Origin of the sequence: Pseudomonas soli (assembly GCF_021283165.2) — a bacterium.
GTDB lineage: Bacteria > Pseudomonadota > Gammaproteobacteria > Pseudomonadales > Pseudomonadaceae > Aquipseudomonas > Aquipseudomonas soli.
This window is the reverse complement of record NZ_CP128543.1, coordinates 5,819,776-5,839,519: the sequence shown is the minus strand read 5'-3', so window position 1 is coordinate 5,839,519 and position 19,744 is coordinate 5,819,776. Positions and strand designations below refer to the sequence as shown.

The window sequence follows — 19,744 nt, the reverse complement described above, 5'->3', positions numbered from 1 at the left end:
CTGCTTGCCAAAATGCCAATGTCTGTTGCGTTTTGGCCATTTTATAGTGGAACGGCCCCCGGGAATCAATGCAGCCGGTCGGCAACCAGCCCCCAACGATGGGCCAGTGAAAAGAACAACAGCAGCACCATCGTCGCCCTCCAAGGCGTCATCCGCAGTTCCCACATCGCCGCTCCGAATCAAAGGATGTACAGCCATGACGTCGGTCTCCCCGTGCGCCAGTTCTTCCCGCGAGATGAATGAATTCCTGGATGCCCATCCGGATACCCAGTACGTCGACCTGCTGATCTCCGACATGAACGGCGTGGTGCGCGGCAAGCGCATCGAGCGCGCCAGCCTGCACAAGGTGTACGAGAAGGGCATCAACCTGCCGGCATCGCTGTTTGCCCTGGATATCAACGGCTCGACCGTCGAAAGCACCGGGCTGGGCCTGGATATCGGTGACGCCGACCGCATCTGTCTGCCGATTCCTGGCACGCTGTGCGACGAACCCTGGCAGAAACGCCCCACCGCCCAGCTGCTGATGACCATGCATGAGCTGGACGGCGCGCCGTTCTTTGCCGACCCGCGGGAAGTGCTGCGCCAGGTGGTGAGCAAGTTCGACGACTTGGGCCTGGATATCTGCGCCGCGTTCGAGCTGGAGTTCTACCTGATCGACCAGGACAACCTCAACGGTCGCCCGCAACCGCCGCGCTCGCCGATTTCGGGCAAGCGCCCGCAGTCGACCCAGGTGTACCTGATCGACGACCTCGATGAGTACGCCGACTGCCTTCAGGACATGCTCGAAGCCGCCAAGGAGCAGGGCCTTCCGGCTGATGCCATCGTCAAGGAAAGCGCCCCGGCGCAATTCGAGGTGAACCTGCACCACGTCGCCGACCCGCTGAAGGCCTGTGACTACGCGATCCTGCTCAAGCGCCTGATCAAGAACGTCGCCTACGACCATGAGATGGATTCCACCTTCATGGCCAAGCCCTATCCGGGCCAGGCCGGCAACGGCCTGCACGTGCACATTTCGTTGCTGGACAAGAAAACCGGCAAGAACATCTTCGCCAATGAGGATCCGCTGCAAAGCGACACCCTGCGCCATGCCGTCGGCGGTGTGCTGGAAACCATGCCGGCATCGATGGCGTTCCTCTGCCCGAACATCAACTCGTACCGTCGCTTCGGTGCCCAGTTCTACGTGCCCAACGCGCCGAGCTGGGGCCTGGACAACCGCACCGTGGCCGTCCGCGTGCCGACCGACAGCAGCGAGAACGTGCGCATCGAACACCGCGTGGCTGGCGCCGACGCCAACCCGTATCTGATGCTTGCGGCGATCCTCGCCGGCATTCACCACGGCCTGACCAACAAGGTCGAGCCGGACGCGCCGATCGAAGGCAACTCGTACGAGCAGTTGGAGCAGAGCCTGCCGAACAACCTGCGCGATGCCCTGCGCGCGCTGGATGACAGTGAAGTCCTCAACCAATACATCAGCCCGGACTACATCGACATTTTCGTGGCCTGCAAGGAGAGCGAGCTGGCCGAGTTCGAAGTGTCGATCTCCGACCTCGAGTACAACTGGTACCTGCACACGGTGTAAGCCCATGAGCGCAATTGCGGTCCCCTTGATCGGTGTCAGCGCCTGCCGCCAGCAGGTGGGGAAGAACTCGTCGCACACGGTGGGCGACAAGTATGTCGAGGCCGCGGGCTTTGCCGGGCTGCCGCTGATCCTGCCGGCCCGTGACGGCGGCAGCGACACGCAGGCGCTGCTGGCCAGGCTCGATGGCATTCTTTTTACCGGTTCGCCTTCAAATGTCGAGCCGCATCATTACAATGGCGCGCCCAGCGCGGAAGGCACCCGGCACGATCTTGCACGTGACCGCCTGACCTTGCCGCTGCTGCAGGCGGCCATTGCCGCGGGTGTGCCGGTGCTCTGCATCTGCCGTGGATTCCAGGAACTGAACGTGGCCCTCGGTGGCAGCCTGCACCAACGGGTGCAGGAATTGCCCGGCTACCTGGACCACCGCGAACCTGAGGACGCACCCCTGGAGGTGCAATACGGCCCTCGTCACCCCGTCGGCATACAGCCGGGTGGGATGTTCGAGCGCCTGGGCCTGGCTGCGCGGTTCGAGGTCAACTCGCTGCACAGCCAGGGTATCGACCGCCTGGCCCCGGGCCTGCGCGTCGAGGCACGGGCCCCGGATGGCCTTATTGAAGCGGTGTCGATGCCTGATGCGCCGGGCTTTGTACTCGGCGTGCAGTGGCACCCTGAATGGCGTTTCGCCGAAAACCCGGTTTCGCTGCGCCTGTTCGAGGCGTTCCGCGAGGCCTGCATTGCCCATGCTGCACGGGAGGGTGTGCGCCAGAAGACCCTCTGACGTCACCCGGTAGTCTCGGATGACCCACCCCGGCAGTGAGCTTTCAATGAGTGGAAGCGGGCCCTCTACGGGGGCCTGTGAAAACAATTCCAATAGTTACGGCAAATACTCATGAGCGATTACACAGAAGCCGGCCGCCCACCCGACGTGGCGGCCGACTCGGGCAACACCCAGCGCAGCAAGGGCCTGGCCAAGGGCCGCCTCGGCCTGCTGGCCAGCGTCGTGCTGGGCATTTCCACCATTGCACCGGTCTATACTCTGACTGGCGCGCTCGGCCCGACCGTGCGTGAAGTCGGCGCCCACTTGCCGGCGGTGTTCATCGTCGGCTTCCTGCCGATGCTGCTGGTCGCCCTGGGCTACCGCGAGCTGAACTCGGCGGAGCCCGACAGCGGCACGTCCTTCACTTGGTCGGCCCGGGCCTTCGGCCCGATGATCGGCTGGATTGGCGGCTGGGGGCTGGTGGTGGCCACCACCATCGTGCTGTCCAACCTGGCAGGGGTGGCGGTGGACTTCTTCTACTTGTTCCTGGCGCAGATCACCGGCAACCAGGAGCTGGCCGCGCTGGCGGACAACCTGTTGATCAACGTCACCACCTGTTGCGTGTTCATCGCCCTGGCAGTGTGGATCTGCTGTCGCGGCATGGCCACCACCATGACGGTGCAGTACGGTCTGGTGGCCTTGCAGTTGCTGGTCCTGATCGGCTTCGCCTTTGCCGCGTTCGGCGAGACCACCGCGCCGCCGCCGCTGGCGTTCGACCTGGCCTGGTTCAACCCGTTCGGTGTCGAGTCGTTCTCGGCCTTTGCCGCAGGCCTGTCGCTGTCGATCTTCATTTTCTGGGGCTGGGACGTGTGCCTGACCGTCAGCGAAGAGTCGATCGGCAGCGACGAAGTGCCGGGCAAGGCGGCGACCTGGACCGTGCTGCTGATCCTCGGCCTGTACCTGCTCACCGCCATCGCCACCCTCCAGTTTGCCGGGATCAGCGAGCATGGCTTGGGCCTGAACAATCCGCGCATCCAGGAGAACGTGTTCGCCCACCTGGCCGGGCCGGTCATGGGCCCGCTGGCGATTCTGATGTCCATCGCGGTGCTGGCCAGCACCGCCGCCTCGCTGCAATCGACCTTCGTCTCGCCAGCGCGCACCCTGCTCGCCATGGGTTACTACGGCGCTGTGCCGCAACGCTTCGCCACGGTGTGCCCGCGTTCGCAGACGCCGCGCTACGCGACGATCTGTGCCGGTATTGCCGCGGGCCTGTTCTACGTGACCATGCGTACCCTCAGCGAGAACGTGCTGGCCGATACCATCACCGCCCTGGGCATGATGATCTGCTTCTACTACTCGCTGACGGCCTTCGCCTGCGTGTGGTACTTCCGCCGCAGCCTGTTCGACAGCGTGCGCCACTTCTTCATGCGCGGCGTGTGCCCGCTGGTGGGTGGCCTGATCCTGTCGGTGATCTTCCTGCGCACGGCGATCGACAGCGCCTCGCCAGACTTCGGCAGCGGCTCGCATGTGGGTGGGCTGGGGCTGGTATTCGTGATCGCGGCGATCATCTCGGCGCTGGGTATCGTGCTGATGCTGCTGTCGCGGCTGCGTGCGCCAGCGTACTTCCTGGGGGCTACCCTGCGTCAGCAGGCGACGTTGCAGTTGCAGGAATAAACCAGTCGGAATCATCGCGGGGCAATCCCGCCGCCACGCCAAACGCGTGGCGGCGGGATTGCCCCGCGATGCTTTTTCAGCCGACCAGTTGTTTCAGCAGTGCTCCATGGCGCTGTTGCTGTTTTTTCAGCAGCAGACGGTTCGATGCGAACACTGCCTTCATTTCTTCCAGTGCCACCGCGAAGTCATCGTTGATGATGACGTACTCATATTCGTCGTAGTGCACCATCTCGCTGACCGCTTCCTTCATGCGTCCGGCGATGATTTCCTCGCTGTCCTGGCCACGGCCGTCCAGGCGTTGGCGCAGGGCCTCCTGGCTTGGCGGCAGGATGAAGATCGAACGCGCCTCGGGCATCAGCTTGCGCACCTGCTGGGCACCTTGCCAGTCGATCTCCAGGATCAGGTCGTAGCCCTGGTCGAGGGTTTCCTGCAGGGCGCTGCGCGAAGTGCCGTAGAAGTTGCCGAACACTTCGGCGTGCTCGAGGAAATCGCCCTGGGCGATCAGTGCCTTGAACTCTTCGTGGACCACGAAGTGATAGTTGACCCCGTGTTCCTCGCCCGGGCGCATGGCACGGGTTGTGTGGGAGACCGAGACGCGGACGCGCTCGTCGTCCTTGATCAGGGCAGTAACCAGGCTGGTCTTGCCGGCGCCGGACGGGGCCGAGACGATGTAGAGGGTGCCGCTGCTGTGGTTCATGGTAGGGGTGGCCTTACTCGATGTTCTGTACTTGTTCACGCATCTGTTCGATCAGCACCTTCAGGTTGACTGCCGCCTGCGTGCTGCGTGGGTCGAATGCCTTGGAGCCAAGGGTGTTGGCTTCGCGGTTGAGCTCCTGCATCAGGAAGTCCAGGCGCCGGCCAGCGGCGCCGCCCGACTTGAGCACACGGCGCACTTCGGTGACGTGGGTGCTGAGGCGGTCCAGCTCTTCGGCGACGTCGCTCTTCTGCGCCAGCAGGACCATTTCCTGCTCCAGGCGCTGCGGGTCGAGCTCGGCCTTCATATCGCCGAAGCGATCGAGGACCTTCTGCCGTTGCGCGGCCAGCATCTGCGGCACCAGGGTGCGCAGGGTGGCGACTTCGCCGGCCATGCTGTCCAGGCGCTCGTTGATCAGCCGGGCCAGTTCGGCGCCTTCGCGTTGGCGGCCGGCCTTGAGTTCGGTCAGGGCTTCGTCGAACAGTGCGATGGCTTCGGCATTGAGCGCTTGCGGATCGGTGGCGTCGGCCACCAGCACGCCCGGCCAGGCCAGTACTTCCAGCGGGTTGAGCGGTGCCGGTTGCTTGATCAGGCTGGCGACGGTTTCGGCGGCGGCCACCAGTTGCGCGGCACGTTCGCGATCGACCTGCAGTGGCTTGCCGGTGCTGTCCTCGCTAAGGCGCAGGGTGCACTCGACCTTGCCGCGCGAGAGGCCTTGGCGCAGGCCTTCGCGTACGGCGCCCTCGAGGTCGCGCAGGGCCTCGGGCAGGCGCAGGTGGGGTTCGAGATAGCGGTGGTTGACCGAGCGCAGCTCCCAGACCAGGGTGCCTTGGCTGCCAGCGCGCTCGACACGAGCAAAAGCGGTCATGCTATGCACCATGGGGAGTACCTCGCGTATTCAGGTGGACGGGGAGCCTGTCGGCTGCAAGGCGCAGGATTGTAGCGCAGTGCGGCGCGGGCGCCCAATCCAGCCATGCTAACGGTCGCCCCTAAACCTGTCGGAAAACACGACAGGCTGCGCGAGCGCGACGACAGGCGTGCCTTCGTCGGGTGTCGGGCTCTATAATGCTCGGCAGATTCAAAGTCCCCGTACAGGTATTCCAGATGAAACGTCCAAGTGGTCGCGCCGCCGATCAGCTCCGCTCGATCCGCATTACTCGCAACTACACCAAGCACGCCGAAGGATCGGTTCTGGTCGAGTTCGGTGACACCAAGGTCATCTGCACGGTCAGCGTCGAGAACGGTGTTCCCCGCTTCCTCAAAGGCCAGGGCCAAGGTTGGCTGACCGCCGAGTACGGCATGCTGCCGCGCTCCACCGGCGAGCGTAACCAACGCGAGGCCAGCCGTGGCAAGCAAGGCGGCCGCACCCTCGAGATCCAGCGCCTGATTGGCCGCTCCCTGCGCGCCGCGCTGGACATGAGCAAGCTCGGCGACATCACCCTGTACGTCGACTGCGACGTGATCCAGGCCGACGGCGGCACCCGCACTGCCTCGATCACCGGCGCCATGGTCGCTCTGTGCGACGCCCTGGCGGTGATCAAGAAACGTGGCGGTCTCAAGGGTGGCAACCCGCTCAAGCACATGATCGCTGCGGTATCGGTGGGCATGTACCAGGGCGAGGCCGTGCTCGACCTCGACTACCTCGAGGACTCCGCCGCCGAGACCGACCTGAACGTGGTCATGACCAGCGCCGGTGGTTTCATCGAGGTGCAGGGCACCGCCGAGGGCGCGCCGTTCCAGCCTGACGACTTCAACGCCATGCTGGCGCTGGCGCAGAAAGGCATGGACGAAATCTTCGAACTGCAGAAGGCGGCGCTGGCCGACTGAGCAGACACCAGGGAGGTGAGGGATATGAACGACTCGGATCTGCCGATCACCCCGCCCAGCGCCGATGTCCGGCAATGGGCGATGTTCTGCCACCTCTCGGCATTATTGGGGCTGGTGCTGCCCCTTGGGCATTTGCTGGGCCCGTTGGTGCTGTGGCACCTCAAGCGCGAGCAGGACCCGTTCATCGATGCCCAGGGCAAGGAGGCGCTGAACTTCCAGATCAGCGTGACCATCGCCGGTTTCGTCTGCTTCCTGCTGATGTTCGTGTTCATCGGCATCCTGCTGTTCGCCGTGCTGATGGTGGCGGTGCTGATCCTGATCATCCTGGCAGCGGTCAAGACCAATGAAGGGCAGCCATATCGCTATCCCTTCATCTGGCGGCCGATCAGATAGACACAAAAAAGCCGACCTGATGGTCGGCTTTTTTGTGCGTGCCATCCTCAGATGGTCAGCGTCCAGTCATAGTCCACGATCAGCGGCGCGTGCTGGGAGAAGCGCGGCTGGCGCGGCAGGCGAGCGTTGCGCACGAAGCGGCGCAGGCCTGGGGTAAGGATCTGGTAGTCGAACCGGTAACCCAGGTTGAGCATCTCGGCCTGCTCGTTGTCCGGCCACCAGCTGTACTGGTCGCCTTCACGGCTGACTTCGCGCAGGGCATCGACATAGCCCATGTCGCCGACGATGGCGTCCATCCAGGCGCGCTCGGGCGGCAGGAAGCCCGGCGACTGCTGGCTGTCACGCCAGTTCTTGATGTCTAGCTTCTGCTGCGCCACGTAGAACGAACCGCAGTAAATGTACTCGCGACGCTTGCGGCGCTGCTTGTCCAGGTACTTGGCGAAGTCGTCCATCAACTTGAATTTCTGGTTCAAGTCCTCGTCGCCGTTCATGCCCGAAGGCAGCAACAGGCTGGCAATACTGACTTTGTCGAAATCTGCTTGCAGATAACGCCCGTAGCGGTCGGCTGTCTCGAAGCCCAGGCCGGTGATGACTGCCTTGGGCTGCATGCGCGAGTAAAGTGCCACGCCACCTTGGGTGGGCACCTCCGCGTCGCAGGCGTAAAGGAAATAGCCATCGAGCTGGAAAGCTGGGTCGTCGAGTTCAAAGGCCGAGGCGCGGGTATCCTGAAGGCAGATGACGTCGGCATTCTGGGCTTGCAACCAGCTGAGCAATCCACGCTCGGCCGCAGCCTGAATGCCATTTACGTTCACACTGATGATCCGCATAAATGGCCCCAAAAATCTCGTGCGTGTATGATACCCGAGCTCAACACATTTAGCTAAATCCGTGGTGTCCGGGACCTTTCATGCAGCCGTATCAGCGCGACTTCATCCGTTTTGCCATCGATCGCGGCGTTCTGCGCTTCGGTGAGTTCACCCTGAAATCGGGGCGTACCAGCCCGTACTTCTTCAATGCCGGTCTGTTCAACACCGGGTCCGCCCTGGCGCAGCTGGGGCGTTGCTACGCGGCGGCCATCGTCGACAGCAAGATCTCCTTCGACGTGCTGTTCGGCCCGGCGTACAAGGGCATTCCGCTGGCAGCCACCACGGCGGTGGCGTTGGCTGACCAGCACCAGCTCGACGTGCCATGGTGCTTCAACCGCAAGGAAGCCAAGGACCACGGCGAGGGCGGCAACCTGGTCGGCGCCCCGCTGGCCGGCGACGTGCTGATCATCGACGACGTGATCACCGCCGGCACTGCCATCCGCGAAGTGATGCAGATCATCAACGCCCAGCAGGCCAAGGCTGCTGGCGTGCTGATCGCGCTGAACCGCGAAGAGCGCGGCAATGGCGAGCTGTCGGCGATCCAGGAGGTCGAGCGCGACTTCGGTATCCCGGTCGTGAGCATCGTCTCGCTGACCCAGGTACTGGAATTCCTGGCTGACGATCCGCAGCTCAAGCAACACCTGCCGGCGGTCGAAGCCTACCGCGCCCAGTACGGTATCTGACGCGCACACGGCAACGGAAAAGGCGACCCTGAGGTCGCCTTTTTCATGCCGGTGTTTCAACGGCCGTTGGGGTAGGGGTCCTGCACGGCGTCGCCGACACCAGTCAGGATCTTCCAGGCCCGCTTCGGGTGGGAGATGGTGTCGAAATCGGGGCAAGGCGGTAGTGACTTCTTACCCTGATTGGAGTACTCGTAGCCGCAGTCGGCACACTCGTAGCTACCTGCGGAAACATCGCTGCCGTAGGGAACCTCGTCTTTTTTCATCGCTGGATCTCCTGTGTGTGGGAAGTCTCCATGCTAATCAGCCGATGAAAGCAGATGTTGTAGTACCCGTCCGACACTGCTGTGGGGCTGTTCTGGGCAGTGCTCGTCTTATCGCGCTACAAGCCCGTACCCTCCATCTGCGTGGGGGGCGGGCTTGCATAGCAGTGGGCTGGTTGAATCAGCGTGGCTTGCGGTTGCTGATCAGCGTGCCCACGCCGCTGTCGGTGAAAATCTCCAGCAGCACGGCATTCGGCACGCGGCCGTCGATGATGTGCGAGCTGTTCACGCCGCCCTGGACGGCATCCAGCGCGCACTTGATCTTCGGCAGCATGCCACCGTAGATGGTGCCGTCGGCGATCAACTCGTTGACCTGCTCGGTGCTCAGCCCGGTGAGGACCTCGCCCTGCTTGTCCATCAGGCCGGCGATGTTGGTCAGCAGCATCAGCTTCTCGGCCTTCAGCGCCTCGGCCACCTTGCCGGCTACCAGGTCGGCGTTGATGTTGTACGACTCGCCGTTGGCACCCACGCCGATCGGCGCGATCACCGGAATGAAGTCACCCTTGACCAGCATGTTCAGCAGGTCGGTGTTGACGCTGACGACCTCGCCGACATGGCCGATGTCGATGATTTCCGGGGTGGTCATTTCCGGGGTCTGGCGGGTGACGGTGAGCTTCTTGGCGCGGATCAGCTCAGCATCCTTGCCGGTCAGGCCGATGGCGCTGCCGCCGTGGCGGTTGATCAGGTTGACGATGTCCTTGTTCACCTGGCCGCCCAGGACCATCTCCACCACGTCCATGGTCGCCGCGTCGGTGACGCGCATGCCATCGATGAAGTGGCTGTCGATCGACAGGCGCTTGAGCAGGTCGCCGATCTGCGGGCCGCCACCGTGAACCACCACCGGGTTGATGCCTACAGCCTTCATCAGCACGATGTCACGGGCGAAGCCGGTCTTGAGCTCCTCACTCTCCATCGCGTTGCCGCCGTACTTGATCACCAGGGTCTTGCCGACGAAGCGGCGGATGTAAGGCAGTGCTTCGGACAAAACCTCGGCTACATGGGAAGCGGCATCGCGATCGAGGGTCATGCAGGGCTCCAGGTAAGGAACGGATAGTCGTCAGAACGGCAGTTGCAGGCCTGGTTGGACCCGCAGCAACTGCGTGCGGAATACAGCCTTGATTCGGTCGAGTTCTGCGGCGCTGTCGGCCTCGAAGCGCAGCACCAGCACCGGTGTGGTGTTGGAGGCGCGAACCAGGCCCCAGCCGTGGGGATAGTCGACCCGCACACCGTCGATGGTGGTCAGGCTGGCTTCGCCCCAGTCGGCGTCGCGTTGCAGTGCATCAATGATGCTGAATTTACCCTCGTCGGTCACATCAATGTTGATTTCCGGCGTGGAAATATCATTTGGGAACGCGGCGAACAGGCGTTCGGCGTTCTGCCCGGCCTTGCTGAGGATCTCCAGCAGGCGCGCGGCGCTGTAGATGCCGTCGTCAAAACCGTACCAGCGTTCCTTGATGAAGATGTGCCCGCTCATCTCGCCAGCCAGCAGCGAGCCGGTCTGTTTCATCTTCTTCTTGATCAGCGAGTGGCCGGTCTTCCACATCAAGGCACGGCCACCGTGCTGTTCGATCAGCGGTGTCAGGCGGCGCGTGCATTTGACGTCGAAGATGATCTCGGCGCCCGGGTTACGCGATAGAACGTCCTGGGCGAACAGCATCAGCAGGCGGTCGGGGTAGACGATGCTGCCAGTGTTGGTCACCACACCCACGCGGTCACCGTCGCCGTCGAAGGCCAGGCCGATATCGGCGCCGGTCTCTTTCACCTTGGCGATCAGGTCTTCCAGGTTCTCGGGCTTGCCCGGATCCGGGTGGTGGTTGGGGAAGTTGCCGTCGACTTCGCAGAACAGCGGGATGACGTCGCAGCCCAGCGCTTCGATCAGTTGCGGAGCGACCACGCCGGCGGCGCCGTTGCCGCAGTCGACCACCACCTTCAGGCGCTTGGCCAGTTTCACGTCGGCGACGATCTGCTGGAAGTAGCGATCAAGGATCTCGACCTTTTCCACGCGGCCTTCGCCGCGGGACAGGTCGTTGCTCTTCAAACGCGTCAGCAAGGCCTGGATTTGCTCGTTGGCGAGAGTGTCGCCGGCGATGACGATCTTGAAACCGTTGTAGTCCGACGGGTTGTGGCTGCCGGTGAGCATCACCCCCGACTTGCCAGCCAGCACGTTGGCGGCGTAGTACAGCGCTGGGGTCGGCACCAGGCCGACATCGCTGACCTGGCAACCGGCGTCGGCCAGGCCTTTGATCAGTTGCTCGACCAGCATCGGGCCGGACAGGCGGCCGTCACGGCCGACCGAGATCTGTGGCTCGCCCTGGGCGAGGGTCTGGGCGCCGATGGCGCGACCGATCCAGTAGGCGGTCTCGGCATGCAGGGTCTTGCCGACCACGCCGCGGATGTCATAGGCGCGGAAGATGCTGTCGGGCAGTGCGGGGACCAGCTGGGCCATGTCGTTCATCTCTGGGGACTCCAAGTATTCAAAGGCTTCTGGGCAGGCACAAACTGAACGCTTGGACGGTGGTTTCGCCGCAGAGTTCGCCATCCATGGCCCAACGGTCTGTCGTTGGCTCAGCGGGTGCCCGAATGGCCGAAGCCGCCGGCGCCACGCTGGGTTTCGTCGAACTGCTCGACGATATCGAAGTGCGCCTGCACCACCGGCACCAGGATCAGTTGCGCAATGCGCTCGCCGACGGTGATGGTGAACGGCGTGTTACCACGGTTCCAGCAGGACACCATCAGCTCGCCCTGGTAGTCGGAGTCGATCAGGCCAACCAGGTTGCCCAGCACGATGCCGTGCTTATGGCCCAGGCCCGAGCGCGGCAGGATCATGGCCGCCAGGCCCGGGTCGCCGATGTACACCGACAGGCCGGTGGGGATCAGCAGGGTCTGGCCCGGTTCGAGGACGGTGTCCTCCTTGAGCAGGGCACGCAGGTCCAGCCCGGCGGAACCGGGGGTGGCGTACTGCGGCAGGGGGAATTCGGTGCCTAGGCGTGGGTCGAGGATCTTGGCTTGAAGAGCGTGCATGTAACTTATTGAACCTGGTTGAGCCGTTCGGCGATGAAGGCGACCAACTGGCGGGCAATCTTGCCTTTGCTGGTCTGCGCGAAAAGGGTTTGATGCTGCTGCCGGTCTATCACGGTCAGGGCATTTTCCTCGCTGTTGAAGCCGATGCTGGGGTTGGCCACATCATTGGCGACGATCAGGTCGAGGTTCTTGTCCTTGAGCTTGCGCGTGGCGTAGTCGAGCAGGTGCTCGGTCTCGGCGGCGAAGCCGACGCTGAACGGGCGGTCGGCGCGACCGGCAATGGTCGCAAGGATATCGGGATTGCGCACCATCTGCAGCAGCATGCCGTCGCCGGTGGTGGGATCCTTCTTAAGCTTCTGAGGGGCGACGACCTCCGGGCGGTAGTCCGCGACCGCAGCCGAGGCGATAAACAGGTCGCACGGCATGGCTGCTTCGCAGGCCGCGAGCATGTCCCGCGCGCTGACCACGTCGATGCGACTGACCCGGTCGGGGGTCTGCAGGTGCACAGGACCGGTGACGAGGGTAACCCGAGCTCCGGCTTCGGCGGCGGCCTCGGCCAGGGCGAAGCCCATCTTCCCTGAACTATGGTTGGTGATGTAGCGCACCGGGTCGATGTTCTCTTGGGTGGGGCCGGCGGTGATCAGCACGTGCTTGCCGGTCAGGGCCTGGCGCTTGAAGCTTTCGGCGGCGCACCACGCCAGGTCGGTGGCTTCGAGCATGCGACCCAGGCCCACGTCGCCACAGGCCTGGCTGCCGGAAGCCGGGCCGAATACCTGGATGCCGCGGCTCTTGAGCAGCTCGAGGTTGGCCTGGGTCGCCGGGTCGCGCCACATGGCCTGGTTCATCGCCGGGGCGACGGCAACGGTGGCGTCGGTGGCCAGCACCAGGGTGGTCAGCAGGTCGTCGGCCATGCCCTGGGCCATGCGCGCCATCAGGTCGGCGGTGGCCGGGGCGATCAGCACCAGGTCGGCCCATTTGGCCAGCTCGATATGGCCCATGGCCGCTTCGGCCGCGGGGTCGAGCAGGTCCATGTGCACCGGGTGGCCGGACAGCGCCTGCAGCGTGAGCGGGGTGATGAACTCGGCGCCACCACGGGTCATGACCACGCGCACCTGCGCGCCGTGTTCCAGGAGTCGGCGAATCAGCTCGGCGCTCTTGTAGGCGGCGATGCCGCCACCCACGCCGAGAACGATGCGCTTGCGATACAACCGCTGCATAGGCCTTGCCTTATTCCAGTGAAAGCGGGTGGCGACGACAGCTGCCTGCGGCAGATCGTCGCATTTTCGAAGCGAACTAGATTAACACAGCGCCCAAAGGGGCCGTAGTGGCAGGCGAGGAGGGGAAATGAACATGAGGGAGTGGCCGGCTGAAGAACGGCCGAGGGAGAAGTTGTTGCAGCGTGGCGCGGGGATCCTGTCGGATGCGGAATTGCTGGCGGTTCTGCTGGGGTCTGGGGTTGCCGGGCGCAATGTGCTCGACCTGGCGCGTGGGTTGCTGGCAAAGTTCGGCGGGCTGCGCCAGTTCCTCGAGGCGGATCGGGCCATGGTGCTGCGCGAGCCTGGCCTGGGGCCGGTGCGGTATGCGCAGTTGCAGGCATTGCTGGAAATAGGCAGGCGCTACCTGGACGAGCACATCGAGCGTGCGTCGGTTCTGGAGAGCCCGGCCTCGGTGAGGCGCTATCTCAAGTCCATGCTGCGGCACGAGTCCAGCGAGGTGTTCGGCTGCCTGTTCCTGGACACCAAACATCGGCCGCTGGCGTTCGAGATACTGTTCCGTGGCACCATAGACCGCGCGAGTATCTACCCCCGCGAGGTCGTTCGGCGCTCATTGCTGCACAACGCGGCGGCCCTGATCCTTTGCCATAACCATCCGTCGGGCATATGCGAGCCGAGTCAGGATGACGTGCACTTGACGCTGATGCTCAAGCGCTCGCTGGCGCTGATCGATGTGCGGGTGATGGACCATGTCATCGTGGGTGATGGCGAGCCTTTGTCGATGGTCGAGCATGGATGGCTGGCCGGTTAGGCAGCGCGGGGCAAGCCCGCTGTCCAATGACTGTGGGCTTGCCTCGTGATTGGGCGTCAGCGGTTGACTGAGACCTTGCTGAAATCCTGCCGCCCGAACGGGCTCACCTGGTAACCCTGTACGTCCTGGCGCAGCAACGCTGCCGCAGTCGGATGCGCCAGCGGCAGCCACAGCGCCTGCTGCTGGATCAGCGTCTGAGCCTGCTGGTACAGGCGGCTGCGCACGCTCTGGTCGTTGGTGGTGCGGCCGGCGTTGATCAGCTGGTCCAGGCGGTTGTCGCAGAAACGCGCGAAGTTGGTCCCGGACTTGACCGCGGCGCAGGCAAACTGCGGGCTGAGGAAGTTGTCCGGGTCGCCGTTGTCTCCGGCCCAGCCCATGAACAGCAGGTCGTGCTCGCCGGCCTTGGCGCGGCGGATCAGCTCGCCCCACTCGATGGTGCGGATCTCGGCCTTGATGCCGATTTTCGCAAGGTCGGCCTGCAGCATCTGTGCGCCCAGGCTGGGGTTGGGGTTGAGCAGGCTGCCCGACGGGCGGGTCCAGATGGTGGTCTCGAAACCCTTGCCCAGGCCGGCCTTGGCCAGCAATGCCTTGGCTTTCTTGTGATCGAGTGTGTAGCCGGGCAGGTCCTTGGCATAGCTCCAGGTATTCGGCGGATAAGGACCGTTGGCGGCAGTGGCGGTATCTTCGAACACGGCCTTGAGGTAGGCCGGCTTGTCGAAGGCCAGGTTGATGGCCTGGCGCACTTCAGGCTTGTCCAGTGGCGGGTGCTGGCTGTTGATGGCGACGAAGGCGGTCATGAATGCCGGGGTGGTGGCGACCTTGAGGTTGCCGTCCTTGCCGGCCTCGGCGATGTCCAGCGGCTTGGGCGACAGGGCCACCTGGCATTCGCCGCGCCTGATCTTTTGCAGGCGGACGTTGGCGTCCGGGGTGATGGCGTAGATCAGCGGGTCGACCGACGGCTTGCCGGCGAAATAGTCAGGGTTGGCGCGGTAGCGCACCACGGCGTCTTTCTGGAAACGCTGGAAGACGAACGGGCCGGTGCCCACTGGCTGGTTGTTGAGTTTCTCGGGGGTGCCGGCCTTGAGCAGCTTGTCGGCATATTCGGCGGAGTAGATCGAGGCAAAACCCATGCTCAGGGTGGCCAGGAAAGTGGCGTCGGCGTGGGTCAGGGTGAAGCGCACGGTGTGCGGCTCGGGTGCGTCGATGGCCTTGATCAAGCTGCCCAGTTGCAGAGATTGGGCATGCGGGTAGCCGCCCGGGGCGGTCTTGTGCCAGGGGTGGGCCGGATAAAGCATGCGTTGGAAGCTGAACAGGACGTCGTCGGCGTTCAGTTCGCGGGTCGGCTTGAAGTAAGCGGTGGTGTGAAACTTCACGTCCGGGCGCAGCTTGAAGTCGTAGACCAGGCCGTCAGGCGACACCGTCCAGCTTTGCGCCAGGCTTGGCACCACCTTGCCCTCGGCGGCATCGAACTCGACCAGGCGGTTCATCAGCACGTCGGCCGAGGCGTTGGTAGTGGTCAGCGAGTTGTACTGCACCACGTCGAAGCCTTCGGGGCTGGCTTCGGTGCACACCGACAGCGCTGCGGCCTGGGCAAGGCCCGTGGCGCACAGGGTGGTGAACAGGAGGGAAAGGGCGGCGGCACGCATGGTGACTCCTTGGCTGGTCGGTGGCCCATCTGCCGGTGCAGTCTGGAAATTGAGGAAATGTCCTACCCTAGTGCGGGCATGGGCAAATGACCACACCCTTTCGCATTAATTCGGCGACGGGCGGTCGACAGCTTGCCGCCCCAGTCGTTATGCTGCCCAGGCGCGCTCGGCCCGACCGGAACTCTCATATTCTGTTGTTGTGGCGGAGTCTTTCTGGTATAAAGCAGCGCTCTTTTCTAGGGGCTCGGTCTGTCGCGTAAGCGCACCCGGCCGATAAGACCCCCGGGAACACGGCGCCTTGGCGCCATTGACTGAGAGATTAAGCGGCCAACCCATGCCGGGTTGGGCATGTGGTTTTAGAGGGCTGAGGCATGTCGAGAGTCTGTCAAGTTACCGGTAAGGGTCCGGTAACTGGGAACAATATTTCCCACGCAAACAACAAAACCCGTCGTCGTTTCCTGCCGAACCTGCAGCACCACCGTTTCTGGGTTGAGTCCGAGAAGCGCTTCGTGCGTCTGCGCGTTTCCGCCAAAGGCATGCGTATCATCGACAAGCGCGGCATCGATGCCGTTCTGGTCGACATCCGTCGCGCTGGCGCCAAGGTTTAAAGGAGAACATCATGCGTGAATTGATCCGTCTGGTTTCGAGTGCCGGTACCGGCCACTTCTACACCACCGACAAGAACAAGCGCACCACTCCGGACAAGATCGAGATCAAGAAGTACGATCCGGTCGTCCGCAAGCACGTGGTGTACAAGGAAGCCAAGATCAAGTAATTGATCGGCAACCTGAAAAACCCGCAACCGCAAGGTGGCGGGTTTTTTTATGTCTCCAGCAAAGTCATCGCGGGGCCTGCATGAAGCCGGGCCCCGCGATTGGGTTCATTTCTGCTCGAACATCACATAGATCTTGCGGCACGGCTCCAGCACTTCCCAGGTGCCCTTGAAGCCTGCGGGGATCACAAAGCGATCGCCGGCACGCAAGGTCTTGGCGCCGCCGTCCTGGTCGCGCAGCACCGACACACCCTGGACGATCTCGCAGTACTCGTGCTCGGTGTAGTTCACCGTCCACTGGCCCACCTCGCCTTCCCAGACGCCCGCAGCGAACTGCCCGCACGGGCTGGTGTAGTGGTTGTAGACAGCCTGGTCAGGCTCGCCCTTGAGGATTTTCTCCGCTGCCGGACGGTAGCGTTCGGCTTCGGTCAGAACTTGGGCAAAGTCGACGATGCTGGTGATACTCATGGTGGTTACCCTGTCGTTGTTTAATAAAATGAACATCAGTAGGCATTTGAGCCGTTGGTGTCAAATATATTGATAGTTTCCCCGCCCTGGTTTAGGGTGGCAGGTGCCCGTGTGCGTCGTCACCCGGCCAGAATTTCTGACAGCGCCCGTGAGTCCTCAGTGCGGCGTTGCACCTTAACAAGAGAGGAGTTTCCTATGACCACCCTGACTCGTGCGGACTGGGAACAGCGTGCCCAGCAACTGAAGATCGAAGGCCGCGCCTTCATCAACGGCGAATACACCGATGCCGCATCCGGTGAAACCTTCGACTGCCTGAGCCCGGTGGACGGACGCTTCCTGGCCAAGGTCGCCAGCTGCGACCTGGCCGACGCCAACCGCGCTGTCGACAACGCCCGCGCCGTGTTCGAATCCGGCGCTTGGTCGCGCCTGGCCCCGGCCAAGCGCAAGGCCAAGCTGATCCGCTTCGCCGACTTGCTGCGCAAGAACGTCGAGGAACTGGCCCTGCTCGAAACCCTCGACATGGGCAAGCCGATCGGTGACTCCTCCACCATCGACATTCCGGGCGCGGCGCAGGCCATCCACTGGACTGCCGAAGCCATCGACAAAGTCTACGACGAAGTCGCCCCGACCCCGCACGACCAACTGGGCCTGGTGACCCGCGAGCCCGTGGGTGTGGTCGGTGCCATCGTGCCGTGGAACTTCCCGCTGCTGATGGCGTGCTGGAAGCTGGGCCCAGCCCTGGCCACCGGCAACTCCATCGTGCTCAAACCGTCCGAAAAATCGCCGCTGACCGCAATCCGCATCGCCCAGCTGGCCATCGAGGCCGGTATTCCGGCTGGCGTGCTGAACGTGCTGCCAGGCTACGGACACACCGTGGGCAAGGCCCTGGCCCTGCACATGGACGTCGACACCCTGGTGTTCACCGGTTCGACCAAGATCGCCAAGCAGCTGATGGTCTATGCCGGTGAGTCGAACATGAAGCGCGTGTGGCTGGAAGCCGGTGGCAAGAGCCCGAACATCGTCTTCGCCGACGCCCCTGACCTGCAGGCCGCCGCTGAGGCCGCCGCCAGCGCCATCGCTTTCAACCAGGGCGAAGTCTGCACCGCAGGTTCGCGCCTGTTGGTCGAGCGCTCGATCAAGGACAAGTTCCTGCCCATGGTGGTCGAGGCCCTCAAGGCCTGGAAACCGGGCAACCCGCTGGACCCGGCAACCACCGTCGGTGCCCTGGTCGACACCCAGCAGATGAACACCGTGCTGTCCTACATCGAGGCCGGTCACCAGGATGGCGCCAAGCTGCTGGCTGGTGGCAAGCGCATCCTCGAAGAGACCGGTGGCACCTACGTCGAGCCGACTATCTTCGACGGCGTGACCAATGCGATGAAGATCGCCAAGGAAGAGATCTTCGGCCCGGTACTGTCGGTGATCACCTTCGACACCGCCGAAGAGGCCGTGGCCATCGCCAACGACACGCCATACGGCCTGGCGGCGGGCATCTGGACCTCGGACATTTCCAAGGCGCACAAGACCGCCCGCGCCGTGCGCGCCGGCAGTGTCTGGGTCAACCAGTACGACGGTGGCGACATGACCGCGCCGTTCGGTGGCTTCAAGCAGTCGGGCAACGGCCGTGACAAGTCGCTGCACGCGCTGGATAAGTACACCGAGCTGAAGGCGACCTGGATCAAGCTGTAATCGGGTAGCGCCTTTTTTCGCGGGGCAAGCCCGCTCCCACATGAGTAGTGGGAGCGGGCTTGCCCCGCGATGCTTTTTGCCAGAATTCTTACCCGGAGGCCGCTATGCGTTGGGGAACCTACTTTGCCGTCCTGGCGTCGGTGCTCAGTGTCGGGCTTGCGCTCGGCGTGAGTATGCCGCTGGTGTCCCTGCGCCTGGAGGGTTGGGGCTACGGTGGATTCGCCATCGGCGTGATGGCGGCGATGCCGGCCCTAGGTGTGCTGGTCGGTGCCAGCCTGGCCAGCCGCCTTGCCGGTTGGGTCGGCGTACCCATGGCCATGCGTCTGTGCCTGTGGGGTGGGGCGCTGTCGATCAGCCTGGTGGCGCTGCTGCCCAGTTATGCCCTGTGGCTGGTACTGCGCTTGATGATCGGTATGTCGCTGACGGTGGTGTTCATCCTTGGTGAGAGCTGGATCAACCAGTTGGTGGTCGAACAGTGGCGTGGCCGGTTGGTAGCGCTGTATGGCAGCAGCTATGCACTTAGCCAGTTGGCCGGCCCGTTGGTTCTAGGTTTTCTGGGCTCTGACGATGATTTCGGCTTCTGGGCGGCGAGCGGCTTGTTGCTGGTTGCACCGCTGATTCTGCTGGGGCGCGGCGGTGCACCGACCACTGAGGCGTGCAGCGTGACCTTCGCCGATCTGTTCGGCTTTTGTCGGCGTCTGCCGGTGATCGCCTGGGCGATCGCGCTGTTTGCGGCATTCGAGGCGATGATCCTGACGCTACTGCCGGTCTACTGCCTGCAGCAAGGGTTCACCACGGAGGTGGCGTTGTTCATGGTCAGCACTGTGGTGGTGGGTGATGCGGTGCTGCAATTACCGATTGGCGCCTTGGCCGATCGCATGTCACGGCGAACGCTGTTCAGCGGCTGTGCACTGACCTTGCTGGTCTCAAGCCTGGTGATTCCAGTGCTGCTGCATAACCCGGCGATCTGGCCGCTGTGGGTCCTGTTCGGTGCCAGCGCGGGCGGCTTGTTCACATTGTCACTGGTGCTGATCGGCGAGCGCTATCGGGATGACGAACTGGTGCGGGCCAATGCTCACGTGGCGCAGCTGTGGGGTATCGGTTGCCTGCTCGGGCCGTTGCTGGCCGGGGCGGGGAGCCAGTGGATCAGCGGGCACGCGTTGCCGTTGCTGATGGCAGCGGGAGCGGCGGGGTTGGTGCTGCTGACACGGCGCAAAGATGCATTTGAACCTGCGGCGGCGTGATTACTGACTGGGGCTGCTACACAGCCCCTCGCCGTCAAGCTTACACACATCTGTAGCGCACCATCTCGATCCGATGCAGCGGGCCC

At 63.6% G+C, this 19,744-nt stretch carries 20 protein-coding genes and 1 pseudogene; 11 read left to right on the top strand and 10 right to left on the bottom strand.

The features are described from left to right. Positions 1-196 precede the first annotated feature (196 nt). The 3 genes from LU688_RS26950 to LU688_RS26940 all read left to right on the top strand — a co-directional run bounded on the left by LU688_RS26950 (position 197) and on the right by LU688_RS26940 (position 4,010). Positions 197-1,579 carry a glutamine synthetase family protein gene (locus LU688_RS26950; RefSeq protein WP_038707060.1) on the top strand — a complete coding sequence of 461 codons (1,383 nt, stop codon included), beginning with the start codon at positions 197-199 and terminating at the stop codon, positions 1,577-1,579. Positions 1,580-1,583: 4 nt separating this feature from the next. Further along, a complete protein-coding gene (locus tag LU688_RS26945) occupies positions 1,584-2,357 on the top strand; it encodes a gamma-glutamyl-gamma-aminobutyrate hydrolase family protein (protein WP_023631274.1) in 774 nt (257 codons plus the stop codon). A 111-nt stretch (positions 2,358-2,468) separates the two neighbouring features. After that, positions 2,469-4,010 carry an APC family permease gene (locus LU688_RS26940; RefSeq protein ID WP_023631275.1) on the top strand — a complete coding sequence of 514 codons (1,542 nt, stop codon included), beginning with the start codon at positions 2,469-2,471 and terminating at the stop codon, positions 4,008-4,010. Positions 4,011-4,086: 76 nt separating this feature from the next. Here LU688_RS26940 and gmk read toward each other — a convergent pair whose 3' ends face one another. Continuing rightward, positions 4,087-4,707 (bottom strand): guanylate kinase, encoded by a 621-nt coding sequence (gmk, locus tag LU688_RS26935; protein ID WP_023631276.1) that lies wholly within the window; start codon positions 4,705-4,707, stop codon positions 4,087-4,089. A 13-nt stretch (positions 4,708-4,720) separates the two neighbouring features. Further along, positions 4,721-5,584 carry a YicC/YloC family endoribonuclease gene (locus tag LU688_RS26930; protein WP_038707059.1) on the bottom strand — a complete coding sequence of 288 codons (864 nt, stop codon included), beginning with the start codon at positions 5,582-5,584 and terminating at the stop codon, positions 4,721-4,723. A gap of 224 nt (positions 5,585-5,808) precedes the next feature. On the opposite strand from LU688_RS26930, the gene rph reads away from it, so the two are divergent. Beyond that, a complete protein-coding gene (gene rph, locus LU688_RS26925) occupies positions 5,809-6,531 on the top strand; it encodes a ribonuclease PH (RefSeq protein ID WP_038707058.1) in 723 nt (240 codons plus the stop codon). Between the two features lie 24 nt (positions 6,532-6,555). Next, on the top strand, positions 6,556-6,924 hold the full coding sequence (locus tag LU688_RS26920; protein ID WP_023629897.1) for a DUF4870 domain-containing protein: 369 nt from the start codon (positions 6,556-6,558) through the stop codon (positions 6,922-6,924). Between the two features lie 47 nt (positions 6,925-6,971). On the opposite strand, the gene crc is transcribed toward LU688_RS26920, so the two are convergent. After that, a complete protein-coding gene (gene crc, locus LU688_RS26915) occupies positions 6,972-7,751 on the bottom strand; it encodes a catabolite repression control protein Crc (RefSeq protein ID WP_023629898.1) in 780 nt (259 codons plus the stop codon). 80 nt (positions 7,752-7,831) lie between these two features. Between crc and pyrE the strand changes: the two genes are divergently transcribed. Beyond that, positions 7,832-8,473, top strand: a complete 642-nt coding sequence (gene pyrE, locus LU688_RS26910) for an orotate phosphoribosyltransferase (protein ID WP_023629899.1) — start codon at positions 7,832-7,834, stop codon at positions 8,471-8,473. Positions 8,474-8,529: 56 nt separating this feature from the next. On the opposite strand, the gene LU688_RS26905 is transcribed toward pyrE, so the two are convergent. The 5 genes and pseudogenes from LU688_RS26905 to coaBC form a co-directional block, all read right to left on the bottom strand. Then, a complete protein-coding gene (locus LU688_RS26905) occupies positions 8,530-8,736 on the bottom strand; it encodes a hypothetical protein (RefSeq protein ID WP_023629900.1) in 207 nt (68 codons plus the stop codon). Between the two features lie 178 nt (positions 8,737-8,914). Next, positions 8,915-9,820, bottom strand: coding sequence for an acetylglutamate kinase (gene argB, locus LU688_RS26900; RefSeq protein WP_023629901.1), 906 nt, complete (start codon positions 9,818-9,820; stop codon positions 8,915-8,917). Positions 9,821-9,850: 30 nt separating this feature from the next. After that, positions 9,851-11,224, bottom strand: a pseudogene (locus LU688_RS26895) (phosphomannomutase/phosphoglucomutase); the annotation flags it as partial. Between the two features lie 134 nt (positions 11,225-11,358). Then, positions 11,359-11,814 (bottom strand): dUTP diphosphatase, encoded by a 456-nt coding sequence (gene dut / locus LU688_RS26890; protein WP_050707525.1) that lies wholly within the window; start codon positions 11,812-11,814, stop codon positions 11,359-11,361. 5 nt (positions 11,815-11,819) lie between these two features. Next, on the bottom strand, positions 11,820-13,031 hold the full coding sequence (gene coaBC, locus LU688_RS26885; RefSeq protein ID WP_094010904.1) for a bifunctional phosphopantothenoylcysteine decarboxylase/phosphopantothenate--cysteine ligase CoaBC: 1,212 nt from the start codon (positions 13,029-13,031) through the stop codon (positions 11,820-11,822). Between the two features lie 127 nt (positions 13,032-13,158). Between coaBC and radC the strand changes: the two genes are divergently transcribed. Further along, complete coding sequence (radC, locus tag LU688_RS26880) at positions 13,159-13,839, top strand: RadC family protein (protein WP_232887950.1); 681 nt, start codon at positions 13,159-13,161, stop codon at positions 13,837-13,839. A gap of 56 nt (positions 13,840-13,895) precedes the next feature. Here the strand turns inward: radC and LU688_RS26875 are convergent, their stop codons facing one another. Then, on the bottom strand, positions 13,896-15,485 hold the full coding sequence (locus tag LU688_RS26875; RefSeq protein ID WP_038707056.1) for an ABC transporter substrate-binding protein: 1,590 nt from the start codon (positions 15,483-15,485) through the stop codon (positions 13,896-13,898). Positions 15,486-15,856: 371 nt separating this feature from the next. On the opposite strand from LU688_RS26875, the gene rpmB reads away from it, so the two are divergent. Then, the gene (gene rpmB / locus LU688_RS26870; RefSeq protein WP_023629974.1) at positions 15,857-16,093 is read left to right on the top strand and encodes a 50S ribosomal protein L28; all 237 of its coding nucleotides are present in this window, start codon (positions 15,857-15,859) and stop codon (positions 16,091-16,093) included. Between the two features lie 11 nt (positions 16,094-16,104). After that, complete coding sequence (gene rpmG / locus LU688_RS26865; protein ID WP_003253507.1) at positions 16,105-16,260, top strand: 50S ribosomal protein L33; 156 nt, start codon at positions 16,105-16,107, stop codon at positions 16,258-16,260. Between the two features lie 105 nt (positions 16,261-16,365). Here rpmG and LU688_RS26860 read toward each other — a convergent pair whose 3' ends face one another. Then, positions 16,366-16,725 (bottom strand): cupin domain-containing protein, encoded by a 360-nt coding sequence (locus tag LU688_RS26860; RefSeq protein WP_094010905.1) that lies wholly within the window; start codon positions 16,723-16,725, stop codon positions 16,366-16,368. A gap of 195 nt (positions 16,726-16,920) precedes the next feature. Between LU688_RS26860 and LU688_RS26855 the strand changes: the two genes are divergently transcribed. Both LU688_RS26855 and LU688_RS26850 read left to right on the top strand, forming a co-directional pair. Then, on the top strand, positions 16,921-18,414 hold the full coding sequence (locus LU688_RS26855) for an aldehyde dehydrogenase (protein WP_023629975.1): 1,494 nt from the start codon (positions 16,921-16,923) through the stop codon (positions 18,412-18,414). A 104-nt stretch (positions 18,415-18,518) separates the two neighbouring features. Beyond that, positions 18,519-19,658 (top strand): MFS transporter, encoded by a 1,140-nt coding sequence (locus LU688_RS26850; RefSeq protein WP_023629976.1) that lies wholly within the window; start codon positions 18,519-18,521, stop codon positions 19,656-19,658. Positions 19,659-19,744: the final 86 nt, after the last annotated feature.